At 66.0% G+C, this 14,463-nt stretch carries 13 protein-coding genes; 6 read left to right on the forward strand and 7 right to left on the reverse strand.

The annotated features are described in order from the left end of the window. Window positions 1-205: 205 nt before the first annotated feature. From ACNFBT_RS20170 to ACNFBT_RS20180, 3 genes are all read right to left on the reverse strand, one after another. Complete coding sequence (locus ACNFBT_RS20170; RefSeq protein ID WP_416752351.1) at window positions 206-988, reverse strand: SDR family oxidoreductase; 783 nt, start codon at window positions 986-988, stop codon at window positions 206-208. Between the two features lie 141 nt (window positions 989-1,129). Beyond that, window positions 1,130-2,164, reverse strand: a complete 1,035-nt coding sequence (locus tag ACNFBT_RS20175) for a zinc-binding dehydrogenase (RefSeq protein WP_416752353.1) — start codon at window positions 2,162-2,164, stop codon at window positions 1,130-1,132. A gap of 59 nt (window positions 2,165-2,223) precedes the next feature. Beyond that, window positions 2,224-3,423 (reverse strand): MFS transporter, encoded by a 1,200-nt coding sequence (locus ACNFBT_RS20180; protein ID WP_416752355.1) that lies wholly within the window; start codon window positions 3,421-3,423, stop codon window positions 2,224-2,226. A gap of 185 nt (window positions 3,424-3,608) precedes the next feature. On the opposite strand from ACNFBT_RS20180, the gene ACNFBT_RS20185 reads away from it, so the two are divergent. Beyond that, window positions 3,609-3,941, forward strand: coding sequence for a GFA family protein (locus tag ACNFBT_RS20185; protein WP_416752357.1), 333 nt, complete (start codon window positions 3,609-3,611; stop codon window positions 3,939-3,941). A 148-nt stretch (window positions 3,942-4,089) separates the two neighbouring features. Here the strand turns inward: ACNFBT_RS20185 and ACNFBT_RS20190 are convergent, their stop codons facing one another. Beyond that, a complete protein-coding gene (locus tag ACNFBT_RS20190) occupies window positions 4,090-5,547 on the reverse strand; it encodes a sodium:solute symporter family protein (RefSeq protein WP_416752359.1) in 1,458 nt (485 codons plus the stop codon). A 382-nt stretch (window positions 5,548-5,929) separates the two neighbouring features. Here ACNFBT_RS20190 and ACNFBT_RS20195 point away from each other — a divergent pair, with 382 nt between their 5' ends. The 3 genes from ACNFBT_RS20195 (at window position 5,930) to ACNFBT_RS20205 (ending at window position 8,161) form a co-directional block, all read left to right on the forward strand. Then, window positions 5,930-6,526 (forward strand): DedA family protein, encoded by a 597-nt coding sequence (locus ACNFBT_RS20195; protein WP_416752361.1) that lies wholly within the window; start codon window positions 5,930-5,932, stop codon window positions 6,524-6,526. Between the two features lie 79 nt (window positions 6,527-6,605). Then, a complete protein-coding gene (locus ACNFBT_RS20200; protein WP_416752363.1) occupies window positions 6,606-7,490 on the forward strand; it encodes a Dyp-type peroxidase in 885 nt (294 codons plus the stop codon). Window positions 7,491-7,747: 257 nt separating this feature from the next. After that, on the forward strand, window positions 7,748-8,161 hold the full coding sequence (locus ACNFBT_RS20205; RefSeq protein WP_416752365.1) for a cupin domain-containing protein: 414 nt from the start codon (window positions 7,748-7,750) through the stop codon (window positions 8,159-8,161). A 54-nt stretch (window positions 8,162-8,215) separates the two neighbouring features. On the opposite strand, the gene ACNFBT_RS20210 is transcribed toward ACNFBT_RS20205, so the two are convergent. Next, complete coding sequence (locus ACNFBT_RS20210; RefSeq protein WP_416752367.1) at window positions 8,216-9,550, reverse strand: MFS transporter; 1,335 nt, start codon at window positions 9,548-9,550, stop codon at window positions 8,216-8,218. 536 nt (window positions 9,551-10,086) lie between these two features. Between ACNFBT_RS20210 and quiC the strand changes: the two genes are divergently transcribed. Together quiC and ACNFBT_RS20220 are read left to right on the forward strand one after the other, a co-directional pair. Continuing rightward, entirely contained in the window at window positions 10,087-11,997 is a 1,911-nt protein-coding gene (quiC, locus tag ACNFBT_RS20215) for a 3-dehydroshikimate dehydratase QuiC (RefSeq protein ID WP_416752369.1), read from the forward strand. A 101-nt stretch (window positions 11,998-12,098) separates the two neighbouring features. Then, complete coding sequence (locus ACNFBT_RS20220; protein ID WP_416752371.1) at window positions 12,099-12,764, forward strand: TetR/AcrR family transcriptional regulator; 666 nt, start codon at window positions 12,099-12,101, stop codon at window positions 12,762-12,764. Window positions 12,765-12,974: 210 nt separating this feature from the next. Here the strand turns inward: ACNFBT_RS20220 and ACNFBT_RS20225 are convergent, their stop codons facing one another. Both ACNFBT_RS20225 and aroQ read right to left on the reverse strand, forming a co-directional pair. Then, window positions 12,975-13,823 (reverse strand): shikimate dehydrogenase, encoded by an 849-nt coding sequence (locus tag ACNFBT_RS20225; protein WP_416752373.1) that lies wholly within the window; start codon window positions 13,821-13,823, stop codon window positions 12,975-12,977. Between the two features lie 5 nt (window positions 13,824-13,828). Continuing rightward, a complete protein-coding gene (aroQ, locus tag ACNFBT_RS20230; RefSeq protein WP_416752375.1) occupies window positions 13,829-14,269 on the reverse strand; it encodes a type II 3-dehydroquinate dehydratase in 441 nt (146 codons plus the stop codon). Between the last annotated feature and the right edge of the window lie 194 nt (window positions 14,270-14,463).

The following is a 14,463-nucleotide window of genomic DNA, read 5'->3' on the forward strand; positions in this document are numbered from 1 at the left end:
GGCGCGGGGCCACGCGGAGTCTGCTCCCACGGAGGGATTTGCGCGCGGGCTGCCCTCACCCCAGCCCTGGCTGCGCGCCCCGCTCCTGAGGGAGAGGGGGCCGTCTGTGCCGGCTGACAGTGAGGTTTCCTCCTGCACCGAACAGTTCCCTCTCCCTCTGGGAGAGGGTCAGGGGGAGGGAGCTCTTAACAGCACCGCACGAAAATCAGAACGTCCCCGGATAAGCCCCGCCATCCAGCAACAGGTTCTGCCCGGTCAGGTAGCCCGCCTGCACGCTGCACAGGAAGGCGCAGAACGCGCCGAACTCCTCGGCGGTGCCGAAGCGCCCGGCGGGAATCGCTTTGCGCTCGGCGTCCACCAGTTCACTCTCGTCACGCCCGCTGAACTCGGCGGCCCGCTGGAGGCCGCTGCGCAGGCGATCGGTATCGAACGAGCCGGGCAGCAGGCCATTGATCGTCACGTTGCTGCCGGCCACCCGGGGCTGGCGGGCGAGGCCGGCGACGAAACCGGTGAGGCCGCTGCGCGCGCCGTTGGACAGGCCGAGCGTGTCGATCGGCGCTTTCACCGCCCCGGAGGTGATGTTGACGATGCGCCCGAAGCCGCGCTCGGCCATGCCGTCCACCGTGGCCTTGATCAGCTCGATGGGGGTGAGCATGTTCAGGTCCAGGGCGCGCAGCCAGTCCTCGCGCTCCCAGTCGCGGAAGTCGCCGGGCGGCGGGCCGCCGGCGTTGTTGACCAGGATGTCCACCTGCGGGCAGGCGGCCAGCAGCGCGGCGCGTACCTCCGGCGCGCTGATGTCGCCGGCCACTTCGCGCACTTGCACGCCCAGCTGGCGCAGTTCGGCGGCGGTGACGGCGAGGGTGTCGACGTCGCGGGCGTTGATCGCCAGGTTCACGCCCTCGCGGGCCAGCGCCTGGGCGCAGCCCTTGCCCAGCCCCTTGCTGGCGGCGCAGACCACAGCCCAGCGGCCCTTGATGCCTAGATCCATGATGTTCTCCTCAGGTAGATGGTTGACCCTGTAGGAGCGAGCTTGCTCGCGAACCGCATCGCAGCGGGGGTTGGTTCGCGAGCAAGCTCGCTCCTACGAAAAGCGCAGTTCAAAGCGACGCGATACCTATCGGTGGGGCGGTCAGACGTTGATCGCCGGCACGGGTAAACGAGTGATCCATTTACCGTTCCCCTCGCCAGACTTCAAGCGTCGCAGCGCCTCAGGCAGTTCGGCAAAGTCGAAGAACTGCTTCGCCGGTGCCTGCATGCGCCCTTCGGCAACGCTGCGCATCAGGCTCGCAGCCGCTTGGCGCAGTGCCTGCCAGTCCAGCGCGTCGCCGTGGGCATGGATGCTATTGAGCGCCACTTCATGTAGTGAAAGGGCCGTGCTGAAGGCTGGCAGCGGGGCATTCTCCTGGCGATCCTGGATGCACACCAGGTGTCCGTTGTAGCCCAGCAGCGGAGCGAGGCTGGCGGCATGGCTGCCGCTGACGGTGTCGAACACTGCGTGCAAGCGGCGCGGGCCAAGGGCTTCGTGCAGGCGTGCGGGCCATTGCGCGTCGTGGTAGTCGAGGACGCCGGCGATGCCCAATTGCAGCAGGTGCTCGCGGTGTTTCGGCGCCGCCGTCACCCACACGCGCAAGCCCCGCTGCACGGCCAGTTGCGCGAGCAGGTAGCCGACCGCGCCACCGGCGCCGGTCACCAATACGTCACGGTTGCCGCAGACCGGCAGCTTGTCCAGCGCCTGCCAGGCGGTCAGGCCGGGGCAGGGCAGGCTGGCGGCAGTGGCGTCGTCCAGGGCGTCCGGCACCGGGTACACCGCGTGGGCGCGCAGCAGGGCGTATTCGGCGAAGCTGCCGCCACGGGATAGCGCCTGGTGGTAGGCGACACGGGTGCCGACTCGCAGGTTCACCGCGCTGCCGACGGCGACGACCAGGCCAACGCCATCCACGCCGGGCACCTGGCCCTGCTGCCAGTCGTCGCGGCCCCAGTCGATCATCTTCCAGTCCACCGGGTTCAGCGCGATGGCGGTGTTGGCCACCAGCACCTCGTCCGGGCCGGGGACGGGCAGCGACAGGCGCGCCAGCTTCAGGCCGTCGAGGCTGGCGCCGGGCGTCCAGGTCCAGGCGGCATAGTCGTTGAGGGTGTAGTCGTTGAGATGGTCGGTTGCACTCATGAAAAATCCTTGGAAACGGGAAAGCCGCCCATGAGGGGCGGCTGATGGCGGGCGGTCGATCAGTGAGTGGGAACCGCGCCAGGGGTGGACGGTTCCATGGTTTGGCTTCGGTCCAGGCGACCGCTGAGGGCGGTCAGGCCGAAGGCGGCGAGGGTTACCGCGGCGGCGATCCATGGCGTATGGCCCAGGCCCAGGTGGCTCACCACCAGGCCGCCGGCCCAGGAGCCGCCGGCCACGCCGAGGTTGAAGGCGGCGATGTTGAAGCCGGCGGCCACGTCCACCGCTTCCGGCGCCACGCGCTCGGCCTGCTGCACCACGTACACCTGCAGGCCCGGCACGTTGCCGAAGGCCACGGCGCCCCAGGCCAGCACGGTGAGCACCACCAGCCACGGGTTGCCGGCGGTGAAGGTCAGCACCAGCAGCACCGCCGCCAGCAGGCCGAAGATGATCTTCAGCGCACTCACCGGCCCGCGCTTGTCGGCCAGGCGACCGCCCCAGATATTGCCGATGGCCACCGAGACACCGTAGGCCAGGAGTACCACGCCGACCATGTTCGCGCTGAACCCGGCCAGGTCCTGGAGGATGGGCGCGAGGAAGGTGAAGGCGATCAGCGAGCCGCCGTAGCCCACCGCCGTCATCGCGTAGACCAGCAGCAGGCGCGGTTGCAGCAGCACGCGGGCCTGGCGCAGCAGCGGCGCCGGCGGGGTGTGCTGGATGTTCTTCGGCACGAACAGCAGGCTGCCGAGCAGGGCGACCACGCCGAACGCGGCCACGACCAGGAAGGTCACGCGCCAGCCCAGGTGCTGGCCGATGAAGGTGCCCAGCGGGATGCCGGTGACGAAGGCCACGGTCATGCCGCTGAACATGGTGGCGATGGCGCTGGCGGCCTTGTCCTTGCTCACCAGGTTGGTGGCGATGATCGAGCCGACCGAGAAGAACACGCCGTGGGCGAGGCCGGTGAGGACGCGCGCGATGATCAGCGATTCGTAGCTGGGCGCCTGCCACGCCACCAGGTTGCCGACCGTGAACAGCGCCATCAGGCCGACCAGCAGCGCCTTGCGCGGGATGCGGCCGGTGAGGGCGGTGAGCAGCGGTGCGCCGATGGCCACGCTCAGGGCGTAGAGACTGACCAGCAGGCCTGCGGAGGGCAGGGTGACGCCCAGGTCGCCAGCGATGGTGGGAATCAGGCCGACGATGACGAACTCCGTCGTGCCGATGGCGAAGGCGCTCAGGGTCAGCGCCAGGAGTGCGAGGGGCATGGGGTGGGGCTCCGGATAATGGAATGCGATGGACGGCATTCTCCCGACTCGGTCCCTTGAGAAAAACGCGCTGAACGGCAAAGGATAGTTGATCTGTATTCACGAATTGATCGTCCGTCTAAGCTGGAGCGATCCATGACGAGGACTCAACCCTGCATTACACCGGCACCTGTCACTGCGGCGCGGTGGCCTTCGCCTTCGAGGCGGAACTGGATGAACGGGTGCGCTGCGACTGCTGGTTGTGCGCGAAACGCAATGCGCTGATGGCGACCGTGCCGAAGGGCCAGTTCCGTATCGCCCATGGTGAGGAGGCGTTGCGCCTGTACCGCTGGAACAGCGGGGTGGCGATGCATTATTTCTGCGGGACGTGCGGGATCTACGTCTATCACCAGCGGCGCAGCAATCCGGCGCTGCTCAGCGTGAATGGCTGCTGTATCGATGGATTCGATTCGGAGTCGCTGCCGGTGCGGCGGGTGGATGGCAGGAGTATGACGGTTGTCGCAGGGACAGGCCCGTAGGAGCGGACTTCGTCCGCGATTGTGTCGCACGAATCGTGGACATGGCTCCCTCCTGCAGTGGCAACGGCAATCCGGCGAAAACCAGCCGCCCACAAAAAAGCCCCGCACTGGGCGGGGCTTCTTCTTTATCTATCGAGCGACCGGGCTATCAGTTGCCAGCGGCAGCGGCGGCGGTCATGTCAGACACGCTCTCGCCACGGTGCTGGCTGAACTGCGGAGCCAGGGAGCCGACGATCATGCCGATGGCGCTGCAGATCAGGCCGACCAGTTGCGGCGGCCAGAAGTCGCCTTCCTGGTGGCCCAGCTCCAGCGACACCCAGCCGATCAGGCCGCAGGCGATGGCGGTCAGGGCGCCCTGGGTGGTGGCGCGCTTCCAGAACAGGCCGAAGAACAGCGGTACCACGGCGGCGACCAGGGTCACCTTGTAGGCGTTGCCGACCATCTCGTAGATGCTGGCGTTGGACAGCAGGGCGAACAGGCAGGTGGCGACGGTCATTGCCAGCACGCTGCAACGCATGGCCAGCAGGGCCTGGCGGTCAGTCATGTTGGGCAGGAAGTGCTTGACGATGTTCTCGGTCAGGGTCACCGACGGGGCCAGCAAGGCACCCGAGGCGGAGGACATGATGGCCGAGAGCAGGGCGCCGAAGAACATGATCTGGGCGAACAGCGGGGTACGCTCCATGATCAGGTGCGGCAGGATCTGCTGGGAGTCTTCGGCCAGCCAGTGCTTGACCATCTCCGGATCGATCATCTGCGCGGCGTAGATCAGGAAGATCGGCAGCATGCAGAAGGTCAGGTAGCAGCAGGCACCGGTCATGGTGGCGCGCGAGGCGATCTTCTCGGTCTTGGCCGACATCACGCGGGCATACACGTCCTGCTGCGGGATCGAGCCGAACATCATGGTCACCGCGGCGCCGAGGAAGGCGACGATGTCCTTGGCCGAGGTGCCGTGCAGGAAGGTGAACTTGCCTTCGCTGGCGGCGTGGCTGATCACGTTGACCGGGCCACCGGCCATGCCGCCGATCAGCCAGACCAGGTAGAACAGGCCGGCGACGATGATGATCATCTGCAGGAAGTCGGTCAGTGCCACGGACCACATACCGCCGAACAGGGTGTGCAGCAGGACGATCACGGTACCGATGATCATGCCCTGAACCGGGGTCAGGGCGCCGTCGGACAGCACGCTGAAGACCACGCCCAGCGCAGTGATCTGCGCGGCGACCCAGCCCATGTAGGAAATGATGATCACCAGGCTGGTGAAAATTTCCACGTGCTGGCCGAAGCGCTTGCGGAAGAAGTCACCGATGGTCAGCAGGTTCAGGCGGTAGAGCGGACGGGCGAAGATCATGCCCACCAGCATCAGGCAGCCGAACGAGCCGAACGGGTCTTCGATGATCCCGGCGAAGCCTTCTTCGAGGAAGGTGGCCGGAATGCCCAGCACGGCTTCGGAGCCGAACCAGGTGGCGAAGACCATGGTGACGACGAGGGGGAAGGACATGCTTCGGCCGGCAGCCGCGTAGTCCGAGGAATTGTGTACGCGGGTGGTAGCGTAGAAACCGACAGCTACGGTGATCAGCAGATACACCGCTACAAACCAGATCAGCATTTGTTCGTTCCGTTGGCTCGCCGCGAACCGGGCTGCCGGGGATGAGCCCGGGCAGAGGTGCCGCGACTGACAAGTTGTTTTTGTTGTGTTGCGCGGCAGCGGTTATCCGGTGCACCAGGCAGGGGGAGCCGGAGAAACGTAACCAGTTGCGTCAACGGGCCGCAGTCTGCCAAATCCGTCAAATATGTCAAACACTTGAATCGCTCATGAGTAAAAAAAATTACATCTCCGGACGGATGGTTCGCTTAAAGGATTGATTTGATTGGCTGCTAACGATTCTGGATGACCAGATAGTCGATTATTTTTTACGACACCTGTTTGATAAGCAGAACATCTTGCAAGGCGCTAGGCTCTTGGCTCTGGGAGTATTCGAAGGACGCTCATGCTCGACCACCTCGACCTCGCGCAACTGCTTTCCAGCTACGGCTATCTGGCGCTGTTCATCGGCTGCCTGATGGAGGGCGAGACCATGCTCCTTCTCGCGGGCCTCGCGGCGCACCAGGGGCTGATGGGCTTCGTGCCGGTGGTGTTCTGGGGGTGTGTGGGGGGCGCCTGCGGGGACCAGTTGCTCTATTGGGCCGGACGGCGCGCCGGGGTACGGGCGTTGCCCTGGCTGCAGCGGCGGGGGCTGGCGGTGGAGCGGGTCACCGGGCTGATCGAACGCCATCCGCTGCTGGCGATCTTTGCCGTGCGCTTCCTCTACGGCATGCGCCTGGCCGGGCCGCTGCTGATCGGCGCCAGCCGGGTAGCGCCGCTGCGCTTTTTGCTGATCAACCTGTTCGGTGCATTCAGCTGGGCGCTGCTGTTCGCCACTGCCGGCTACTGGGCCGGGCAGGTGCTGGAAAGCTGGCTCGGCGATCTGAAGCCCTACCGGCTGCCGATCCTGCTCGGCGTCGTGCTGCTGGGTGGCGGCTTCGAGTTCTGGCGGCGCCGGCGGAGCCGTCGGGCGCCGTCCCCCGCCGGTACGCCCAGGCAATGAGCCGCGCCGTGATGCAGAGCGGTTTGGATTCGCGCCCGCGGCGATTAGAATTGCCGCTCTTTCGTTCAAGGATGCAACCATGAGCCTCTACCAGCCCGGCATTCTCGCCACCCCGGTTCCCGCCCACGCCCGCCACCTGTTCTTCGACCTGACCTCGCTGCAGGAACTGCCGGCCGCCCTGGATCGCCTGGTGCAGTTCGCCGATGGCCAGTCGGCCGTCGTCGGTTTCGGTGAGTCGCTGGTGCGCGCGCTGGGTCGTGGCATCGAGGGGTTGCGCGAGTTCCCGGCGATCGCCGGAGTCGGCGTGGACAACCCATCCACCCCGCACGCCCTGTGGGTCTGGCTGCGCGGCGAGGAGCGCGGCGATCTGCTGCTGCGCACCCAGCAATTGCAGGCGCTGCTGGCGCCGGCGCTGGAACTGGCTGTGTTGACCGAAGCCTTCCGCCACGGTGACGGCCATGACCTGACCGGCTACGAGGACGGCACCGAGAACCCGCAGGACGACGACGCCGTCGCCGCCGCCATCGTCGACAACGGCGTGGGCGGCCTGGCCGGGGGCAGCTTCGCCGCCATCCAGCAGTGGCGCCACCAGTTGCAGGATTTTGCCGCGCTGCCTCAGGCCGAGCGCGACGACATCATGGGCCGCCGCCTGAGCGACAATGAGGAGCTGGACGATGCGCCGGAGTCTGCCCACGTCAAGCGCACCGCCCAGGAAAGCTTCGACCCCGAAGCCTTCATCGTGCGCCGTTCCATGCCCTGGACCCATGACCAGGATGCCGGCCTGATGTTCCTCGCCTTCGGTCGCACGCTCGACGCCTTCGAGGTGCAACTGCGCCGCATGAGCGGCCTGGAGGACGGCATCACCGACGCCCTGTACCGCTTCAGCCGCCCGCTGACCGGCGGCTACTACTGGTGCCCGCCGCGCAAGGATGGGGTGCTGGACCTGCGTGCGTTGATCGGCTGATTCGCGGTCCTGCCGAAAGCCCCGCCTTTGCGCGGGGCTTTTTTGTGGGCGCTGGCGCGCCGGTTCGCGAGCAAGCTCGCTCCTACAAGGGAATACCGGCGCGCTCTTCGTAGGAGCGAGCTTGCTCGCGAACCCGCACGGCACCGGCTGACCGGCTGCCACCAATGGCCCCCCGATCTTCCCCGGAATTGGCTGTTGGCCCTCACCCCCGCTGGGCGTAGCGTGGACTCATCTCCCCACTGCCCGAGGAACCCGCCATGCCCGCAGCCACTTCCCTGAAATTCCTGTTCGCAGGCCTCTCTCTGGCCCTGAGCCTGCCGGTCTTCGCCCAGGGCACCGGCGAAGAGAAGGTCACCGTCCAGCAGGAGCACAAGATGCCCGACGCGCCAGGCAAAAAGGGCTTGATGATCACCGTTTCCTACGCACCGGGACAGGCATCCGGCGCCCACGTGCACAGCGGCTCGGTGTTCGCCTACGTGCTCGAAGGCGCAGTGATCTCGCAGCTGGAAGGGCAGAAGCCGGTGACCTACCAGGCCGGCCAGTCCTGGTACGAGGCGCCCAGCACACCGCACCTGGTCTCGCGCAACGCCAGCAACCAGAAACCGGCCAAGCTGCTGGTGTGGATGCTGCTGGACGAGAAGGCCCCGGTGCTCACGCCGCTGAATAAGTGAGCGCACAAAAAAGAACCCCGCCGATTGGCGGGGTTCTTCGTCACGGCTTCAAGATCACTCCGCCGCGCCGGGCACCTTGCGCGGTGCCATGAAGAACATCCAGGCCAGTGCCAGGAAATACATGGTCGGGATCAAGGTGAAGAGGATCGCGTAGTTGTTGTGGGTGACGGTGAGGATGTAGCCGACGATCTGGGTCATGAACATGCCGCCAATCGCCGCGCACATGCCGCCGAAGCCGAACACCGTGCTCATCATGTGCTTGGGCGTGTAGTCCATCACCAGGCTCCAGATGTTCGCCGTCCACGCCTGGTGCGCACCCACGCCCAGGGCGATGGCGGCCACGGCGATCCACAGGCCGCTGGCCTTGGCGGCGAAGATCACGCCGATGATGGCGCAGGCGCAGATGAACATCGACAGCAGGCGCGCATTGATGGCGTTCATGCCGCGGCCGATCAGCCAGGACGACAGGATGCCGCCACCGATGCTGCCGAAGTCCGCGGTCAGCCAGATCAGCATCAGCGGGATGCCCATCTGGGTGACGCTGATGCCCAGGCCGTACTGCTGATTGAGGAAGGGCGGCAGCCAGTAGAGGTAGAACCAGAACACCGGTGCGGTCAGCGAAAGGGCCAGGGCGAAGGCCCAGGTGCCGCGCATGCGCAGGATGGCGGAGAAGGGCACGCGCTCGGCCGGCGGCTCATCGGCTTCCTGGATGTAGTCCAGTTCGCTCTGCTTCACCGTGGGGTGCTCTTCGGGGTTGAAGTACTTCAGGCCCCACAGCACCACCCAGACGAAGCCCAGTGCGCTCATGCAGAGGAATGCCGCCTGCCAGCCCCAGGCCGCGAGGATCAGCGGCAGCAGGGCCGGGGTAAGCATGGCGCCGACGTTGGTGCCGGCGTTGAAGATGCCGGTGGCCATGGCGCGCTCGCCGGCCGGGAACCAGAGGCGGGTTGTCTTCACGCAGGCCGGGTAGTTGGCCGCCTCGGTCAGACCGAGGATGAAGCGGCAGACCATGAAGCCCGCCGCCGAGCTGGCCAGACCGTGGGCGCCAGTGGCGAAGCTCCACAGCAGCACGGCGAAGAAGAATGCGCGCTTCACGCCGATGCGGTCGATCAGCCGGCCCTGCAGCACGAAGCCGATGGCGTAGCCGACCTGGAACCAGAAGTTGATGTTGGCGTAGTCCATGGCCGTCCAGGCCATCTTCTCGGCGAGCAACGGCTGCATCACGCCCAGGGCGGCGCGGTCGATGTAGTTCAGGGTGGTGGCGAAGAACACCAGGGCGAGCATGCCCCAGCGCACCTTGCCGACGGCCATGGCGCCACGCACCTTGCCGAAGAAGGAGGAGCCGTGCGGCGCGACGGCGGCGAGGGGAGTGGAATGCGTATGAATCATGATCGGGGCCATCCGTTTCTAGGCTGGCGAGCAGCCTTGGGAATTATTGTTGTGTCGCAATCCGTGTGCATCGCCGCCGGGCGGCGGGGAAGGCGAGAAGGATTGCGTTGGCTGGCGAAAATCAGTGCGTGCGGCGGCGGCCGAGCAACGGGCACAGACCTGGCATCAGGCGGGCCAGGCGGGTTTGCGGATAGGGGATGGAGGCGGTAGGGCGAGGGTGAGGGATGTACATGAGCAGTTACCCGTTCTTGAAATTGTTATGGATGACACACAGGCCATCTCGCAGCGGCTTATGGGCTTCTCCAGGGCAGAGGCAGGTGCCTGGGGAGGCTGCCGGAATGCGTCGACGTGGCTAAATCTTGAGCAGCGGCCAGAACAGCGTCAATTCGATAAACGGCCTTCCGTTCGGTAATCGAACACAAAACTAACCAGTTAGTACACTTTAAATTGCCGCGAGCCCCGACCGCCAGAATAATCGAGCCAAGCCGGGGAGCCTTCCGACAAGACCTCTAACCCGTCCCGGCAGGAGTCATGAGATGCAGCGTTCGATCGCCACCGTTTCCCTCAGCGGGACTCTGCCGGACAAGCTGGAAGCCATCGCCGCCGCCGGGTTCGACGGCGTGGAAATCTTCGAGAACGATCTCCTCTACTACGGCGGCAGCCCGCGTGACGTGCGCCGGCTGTGCGCCGACCTGGGGCTGGCGATCACCCTGTTCCAGCCGTTCCGCGACTTCGAGGGCTGCCGCCGTGACCGCCTGCCGCGCAACCTCGACCGCCTGGAGCGCAAGTTCGACCTGATGCAGGAGCTGGGCACCGACCTGGTGCTGATGTGCAGCAACGTCGCCGTCGACTCCCTGGGCGAGCGCGAATTCCTCCTCGAAGACCTCGGGCTTGCCGCCGAACGCGCCGGCGCCCGTGGCCTGCGCGTGGGCTACGAGGCCCTGGCCTGGGGCCGCCACGTGAACACCTGGCAGCAGGTCTGGGACCTGGTACGCGAGGTGAACCACCCGGCGCTGGGCGTGATCCTCGACAGCTTCCACACCCTCTCGCTCAAGGGCGACCCGGCCGGCATCGCGCAGATTCCGGGGGAGAAGATCTTCTTCGTGCAGATGGCCGATGCGCCGATCCTGGCCATGGACGTGCTGGAGTGGAGCCGGCATTTCCGTAACTTCCCCGGCCAGGGCGAGTTCGATCTGGCCGGCTTCCTCGCGCCGATCCTGAAAAGTGGCTATCGCGGCCCGCTGTCGCTGGAGGTCTTCAACGACGGCTTCCGCGCCGCGCCGCCGCGCGCCAACGCCGCCGACGGCCTGCGCTCATTGCTCTATCTCGAAGAGAAGACCCGCGAACGCCTGCAAACCGAAGGCATGCCCCCGGAACAACTGGACTGCCTGTTCGCCCCGCCACCGGCCAGCCAGCTGGAGGGCGTGGAGTTCCTCGAGTTCGCCGTGGACGAAGCCCTCGGCGCACGCCTGGGCAACTGGCTGGAGCGCCTGGGCTTCGCCCGCGCCGGCGAACATCGTTCCAAGGCGGTGAGCCTGCTGCGCCAGGGCGACATCAACATCGTGCTCAATGCCGAACCCTATTCCTTCGGCCACAGCTTCTTCGAGGCCCACGGTCCGTCACTGTGCGCCACCGCGTTGCGCGTGCGTGATGCCGCCAGCGCGCTGGAGCGCGCGCAGGCCTACAAGGGCCAACCGTATCGCGGGCTGGTCGGCCCCAACGAGCGGGAGATTCCCGCCGTGCGCGCACCGGACGGGAGCCTGATCTACCTGGTTGAAGAACGCGCCGCCGGGCAGACCATCTACGACGTGGATTTCCGCCTCGACCCCGGCGCCAAGCCCAGTGGCCGGCTGCAGCGCATCGACCACATGGCCATGGCGCTGCCGGCGGACGGCCTGGATAGCTGGGTGCTGTTCTACAAGGGCCTGTTCGATTTCGAGGCCGACGACGAAGTGGTGCTGCCCGACCCCTACGGCCTGGTGAAGAGCCGCGCCCTGCGCAGCGCCAACGGCAGCGTGCGACTGCCACTGAACATCTCGGAGAACCGCAACACCGCGATCTCCCATGCGCTGTCCAGCTATCGTGGCTCCGGCGTCCACCACATTGCCTTCGCCTGCGAAGACATCTTCGCCGAAGTGGAGCGGGCGAAGGACGCGGGGGTGCCGCTGCTGGAAATCCCGCTCAACTACTACGACGACCTCGCCGCGCGCTTCGACTTCGACGACGAGTTCTTGAGCGAGCTGGCCTACTTCAACGTGCTCTACGACCGCGACGCCAGTGGCGGCGAGCTGTTCCACGTGTACACCGAGCCGTTCGAGGAGCGCTTCTTCTTCGAGATCATCCAGCGTCGCGGTGGTTACGCCGGCTACGGCGCGGCCAACGTTGCCGTGCGCCTGGCGGCCATGGCCCAGGCGCGCAACGGCACCACGCGCCGGCCACGGGCCTGACTCGGCACCGCTTGGCCTCGGGCGGGCTCGGGTCGCATAATCCGCGCACCTACCCGCTTACAGCCGGCACCCTTGGCGCCGGCCCAACGACACCCGAGCCCATGACTGACAGCGCCACCCAGCCGATCCCCGCCGACACCGCACGCCGGGGCCGCAAGAACAACCCGGAGAAGACCCGCGAAGACATCCTCCAGGCGGCCATCGTCGAGTTCGTCCAGCAGGGGCTCTCCGGTGCGCGGGTAGACGCCATCGCCGAGCGCATGAACACCTCGAAGCGGATGATCTACTACTACTTCGGCAGCAAGGAGCAGCTCTACCAGGCGGTGCTGGAAAAGCTCTACGGGGACATTCGTGGCACCGAGCAGACCCTGCACCTGGCCGAACTGGAACCGCTGGAGGCCATGCGCCGTCTGGTGGACTTCACCTTCGACCACCACGACCGCAACGTCGACTTCGTGCGCATCGTCTGCATCGAGAACATCCACTACGGCCAGTTCGCCTCGGGCTCGGAAACCATACGCTCGATGAGCAGCAACATCCTGCGCACCATCGAGGACATCCTCCGTCGCGGCGCCGCCAGCGGCGTGATCCGCGAGGGGCTGCAGGCGATCGACGTGCACATGCTGATCAGCTCGTTCTGCTTCTACCGCGTGTCCAACCGACACACCGTCGGCTCGCTGTTCCAGATCGAACTGGAAGATCCGGCGGTGAAGGCGCGGCACAAGGAAATGATCATCGAGGCGGTGTTGCGGTTTATCCAGCCGTAAGCCGGTTTGAATCGGAGCGGGGCTGTTCGCGAAATCCTTCAGCGCACTGCGCAACCACCGGCCAATACCGTAGGGCGTATAACCTTCGAGGTTATACGCCGTTTAACCGTTGCGTCAGGCCACGCGAGACCCGAACTGAGCGCTCACGGCAACTGATGGTGAGACGGCGTACAACCGCGAACGGTTGTACGCCCTACGCAAGGTGCGGAATTACATTACTGCGAAATGCGCCAACATTCGCTGGGCATCCGCCGCGACGCCGCTGAACAGCTCGAACGCCTTCACCGCCTGGAACACCGCCATGTTGCCGCCATCCAGCGTGCGGCAGCCCAGGCTGCGGGCGTGTTTCAGCAGTTCGGTCTCCAGCGGGAAATAGATGATCTCCGCCACCCACAGGCGCGGGTGCAGCAGCTCCAGCGGCAGCGGCGCGCCGGGCAGCTTGGCCATGCCCACCGGGGTGGTGTTGACCAGCCCGTCAGCCTCGGCAATCGCGCCGGCAAGATCATGACCGACGCGAGCACGCTGGCCGCCGAAGTGCGCGTTGAGGTTGTCCACCAGCGCCTGGGCGCGGGCTGAATCCACTTCGAAGAGAGTCAACTGCCCCACGCCTTCGCTGAGCAGCGCATGGGCCACCGCTGCGCCGGCGCCGCCCGCACCCAGTTGCACCACGCGCTCGCGCGGCGCATCGCTGAGGTTGCGCCGGAAGCCTTCGGCGAAGCCGAGGCAGTCGGTGTTGTGGCCAATGCGCTTGCCGTCCCGCCATACAACGGTGTTCACCGCGCCGATGCCGCGCGCCTCGTCGGACAGCTCATCGAGCAGCGGAATGACCGCCTGCTTGCAGGGGAAGGTGATGTTCAGCCCGGTGTAGCCCATGCGCTCAGCGGCGGTGAGCAGGTCGGGCAGGGCGCCGGCATCGACGCCCAGCACGTCCAGGTCGATCAGCCGGTACAGGTAGCGCAGGCCCTGGGCGTCGCCTTCGCGTTCGTGCATGGCCGGGGTGCGCGAAGCCTGGATGCCGGCGCCGATCAGGCCGGCCAATACGGTGCGTTGTTTATTCATCGCGCTCACCCTTTCAGCAGTTTGGAGAAGTGCCGGATGCCGGCGCGATAACCGTCGCTGCCCAGCCCGGCGATGACGCCGACGGCGATGCCGGAAACGAAGGAGTGACGCCGGAATTCCTCGCGCGCGTGCACGTTGGACAGGTGTACCTCGATGACCGGCAGCTCCACGGCGGCAAGCGCATCGCGGATGGCTACCGAGGTGTGGGTCCAGGCCGCCGGGTTGATCAGGATGCCCGCGCAGCGACCGCGCGCCTGGTGAATCCAGTCGATCAACTGGCCTTCGTGGTTGGTCTGGCGGAAGTCGATCTCCAGGCCATGCTCAGCGCCGGTGCGCTCGCAGATCGCGGCGATGTCGTCGAGGGTTTCGTGGCCGTAGGTGGCCGGCTCGCGGGCGCCCAGCAGATTGAGGTTGGGGCCGTTGAGCACGAGAAGGGTGTGAGGCATGAGGGTGGATGGCTCCGTTGTTATATGGCCGCTATAAAGGCCTGTAGGAGCAAAATGTACCAAATGGTTAATTTTGTCAATGGACGGCAGAATCAATGGATGATGCGGATAAATGCCAGGATAAGTGGCATTACGTGCGAGAAAGTCGACGATTGTGATGGGAGTGACGGTCGAGGCAGGAAAGTGCAGGAGAT

The sequence above is a fragment of the Pseudomonas sp. NY15181 genome, assembly GCF_048068055.1.
Lineage (GTDB): Bacteria > Pseudomonadota > Gammaproteobacteria > Pseudomonadales > Pseudomonadaceae > Pseudomonas.

Excerpts from the sequence above, each read along its gene's own strand:
- ACNFBT_RS20170 (WP_416752351.1), bottom strand. The coding sequence starts at position 988 with ATGGATCTAGGCATCAAGGGCCGCTGGGCTGTGGTCTGCGCCGCCAGC.
- ACNFBT_RS20175 (WP_416752353.1), bottom strand. The coding sequence starts at position 2,164 with ATGAGTGCAACCGACCATCTCAACGACTACACCCTCAACGACTATGCC.
- ACNFBT_RS20180 (WP_416752355.1), bottom strand. The coding sequence starts at position 3,423 with ATGCCCCTCGCACTCCTGGCGCTGACCCTGAGCGCCTTCGCCATCGGC.
- ACNFBT_RS20190 (WP_416752359.1), bottom strand. The coding sequence starts at position 5,547 with ATGCTGATCTGGTTTGTAGCGGTGTATCTGCTGATCACCGTAGCTGTC.
- ACNFBT_RS20195 (WP_416752361.1), top strand. The coding sequence starts at position 5,930 with ATGCTCGACCACCTCGACCTCGCGCAACTGCTTTCCAGCTACGGCTAT.
- ACNFBT_RS20200 (WP_416752363.1), top strand. The coding sequence starts at position 6,606 with ATGAGCCTCTACCAGCCCGGCATTCTCGCCACCCCGGTTCCCGCCCAC.
- ACNFBT_RS20205 (WP_416752365.1), top strand. The coding sequence starts at position 7,748 with ATGCCCGCAGCCACTTCCCTGAAATTCCTGTTCGCAGGCCTCTCTCTG.
- ACNFBT_RS20210 (WP_416752367.1), bottom strand. The coding sequence starts at position 9,550 with ATGATTCATACGCATTCCACTCCCCTCGCCGCCGTCGCGCCGCACGGC.
- quiC (WP_416752369.1), top strand. The coding sequence starts at position 10,087 with ATGCAGCGTTCGATCGCCACCGTTTCCCTCAGCGGGACTCTGCCGGAC.
- ACNFBT_RS20220 (WP_416752371.1), top strand. The coding sequence starts at position 12,099 with ATGACTGACAGCGCCACCCAGCCGATCCCCGCCGACACCGCACGCCGG.
- ACNFBT_RS20225 (WP_416752373.1), bottom strand. The coding sequence starts at position 13,823 with ATGAATAAACAACGCACCGTATTGGCCGGCCTGATCGGCGCCGGCATC.
- aroQ (WP_416752375.1), bottom strand. The coding sequence starts at position 14,269 with ATGCCTCACACCCTTCTCGTGCTCAACGGCCCCAACCTCAATCTGCTG.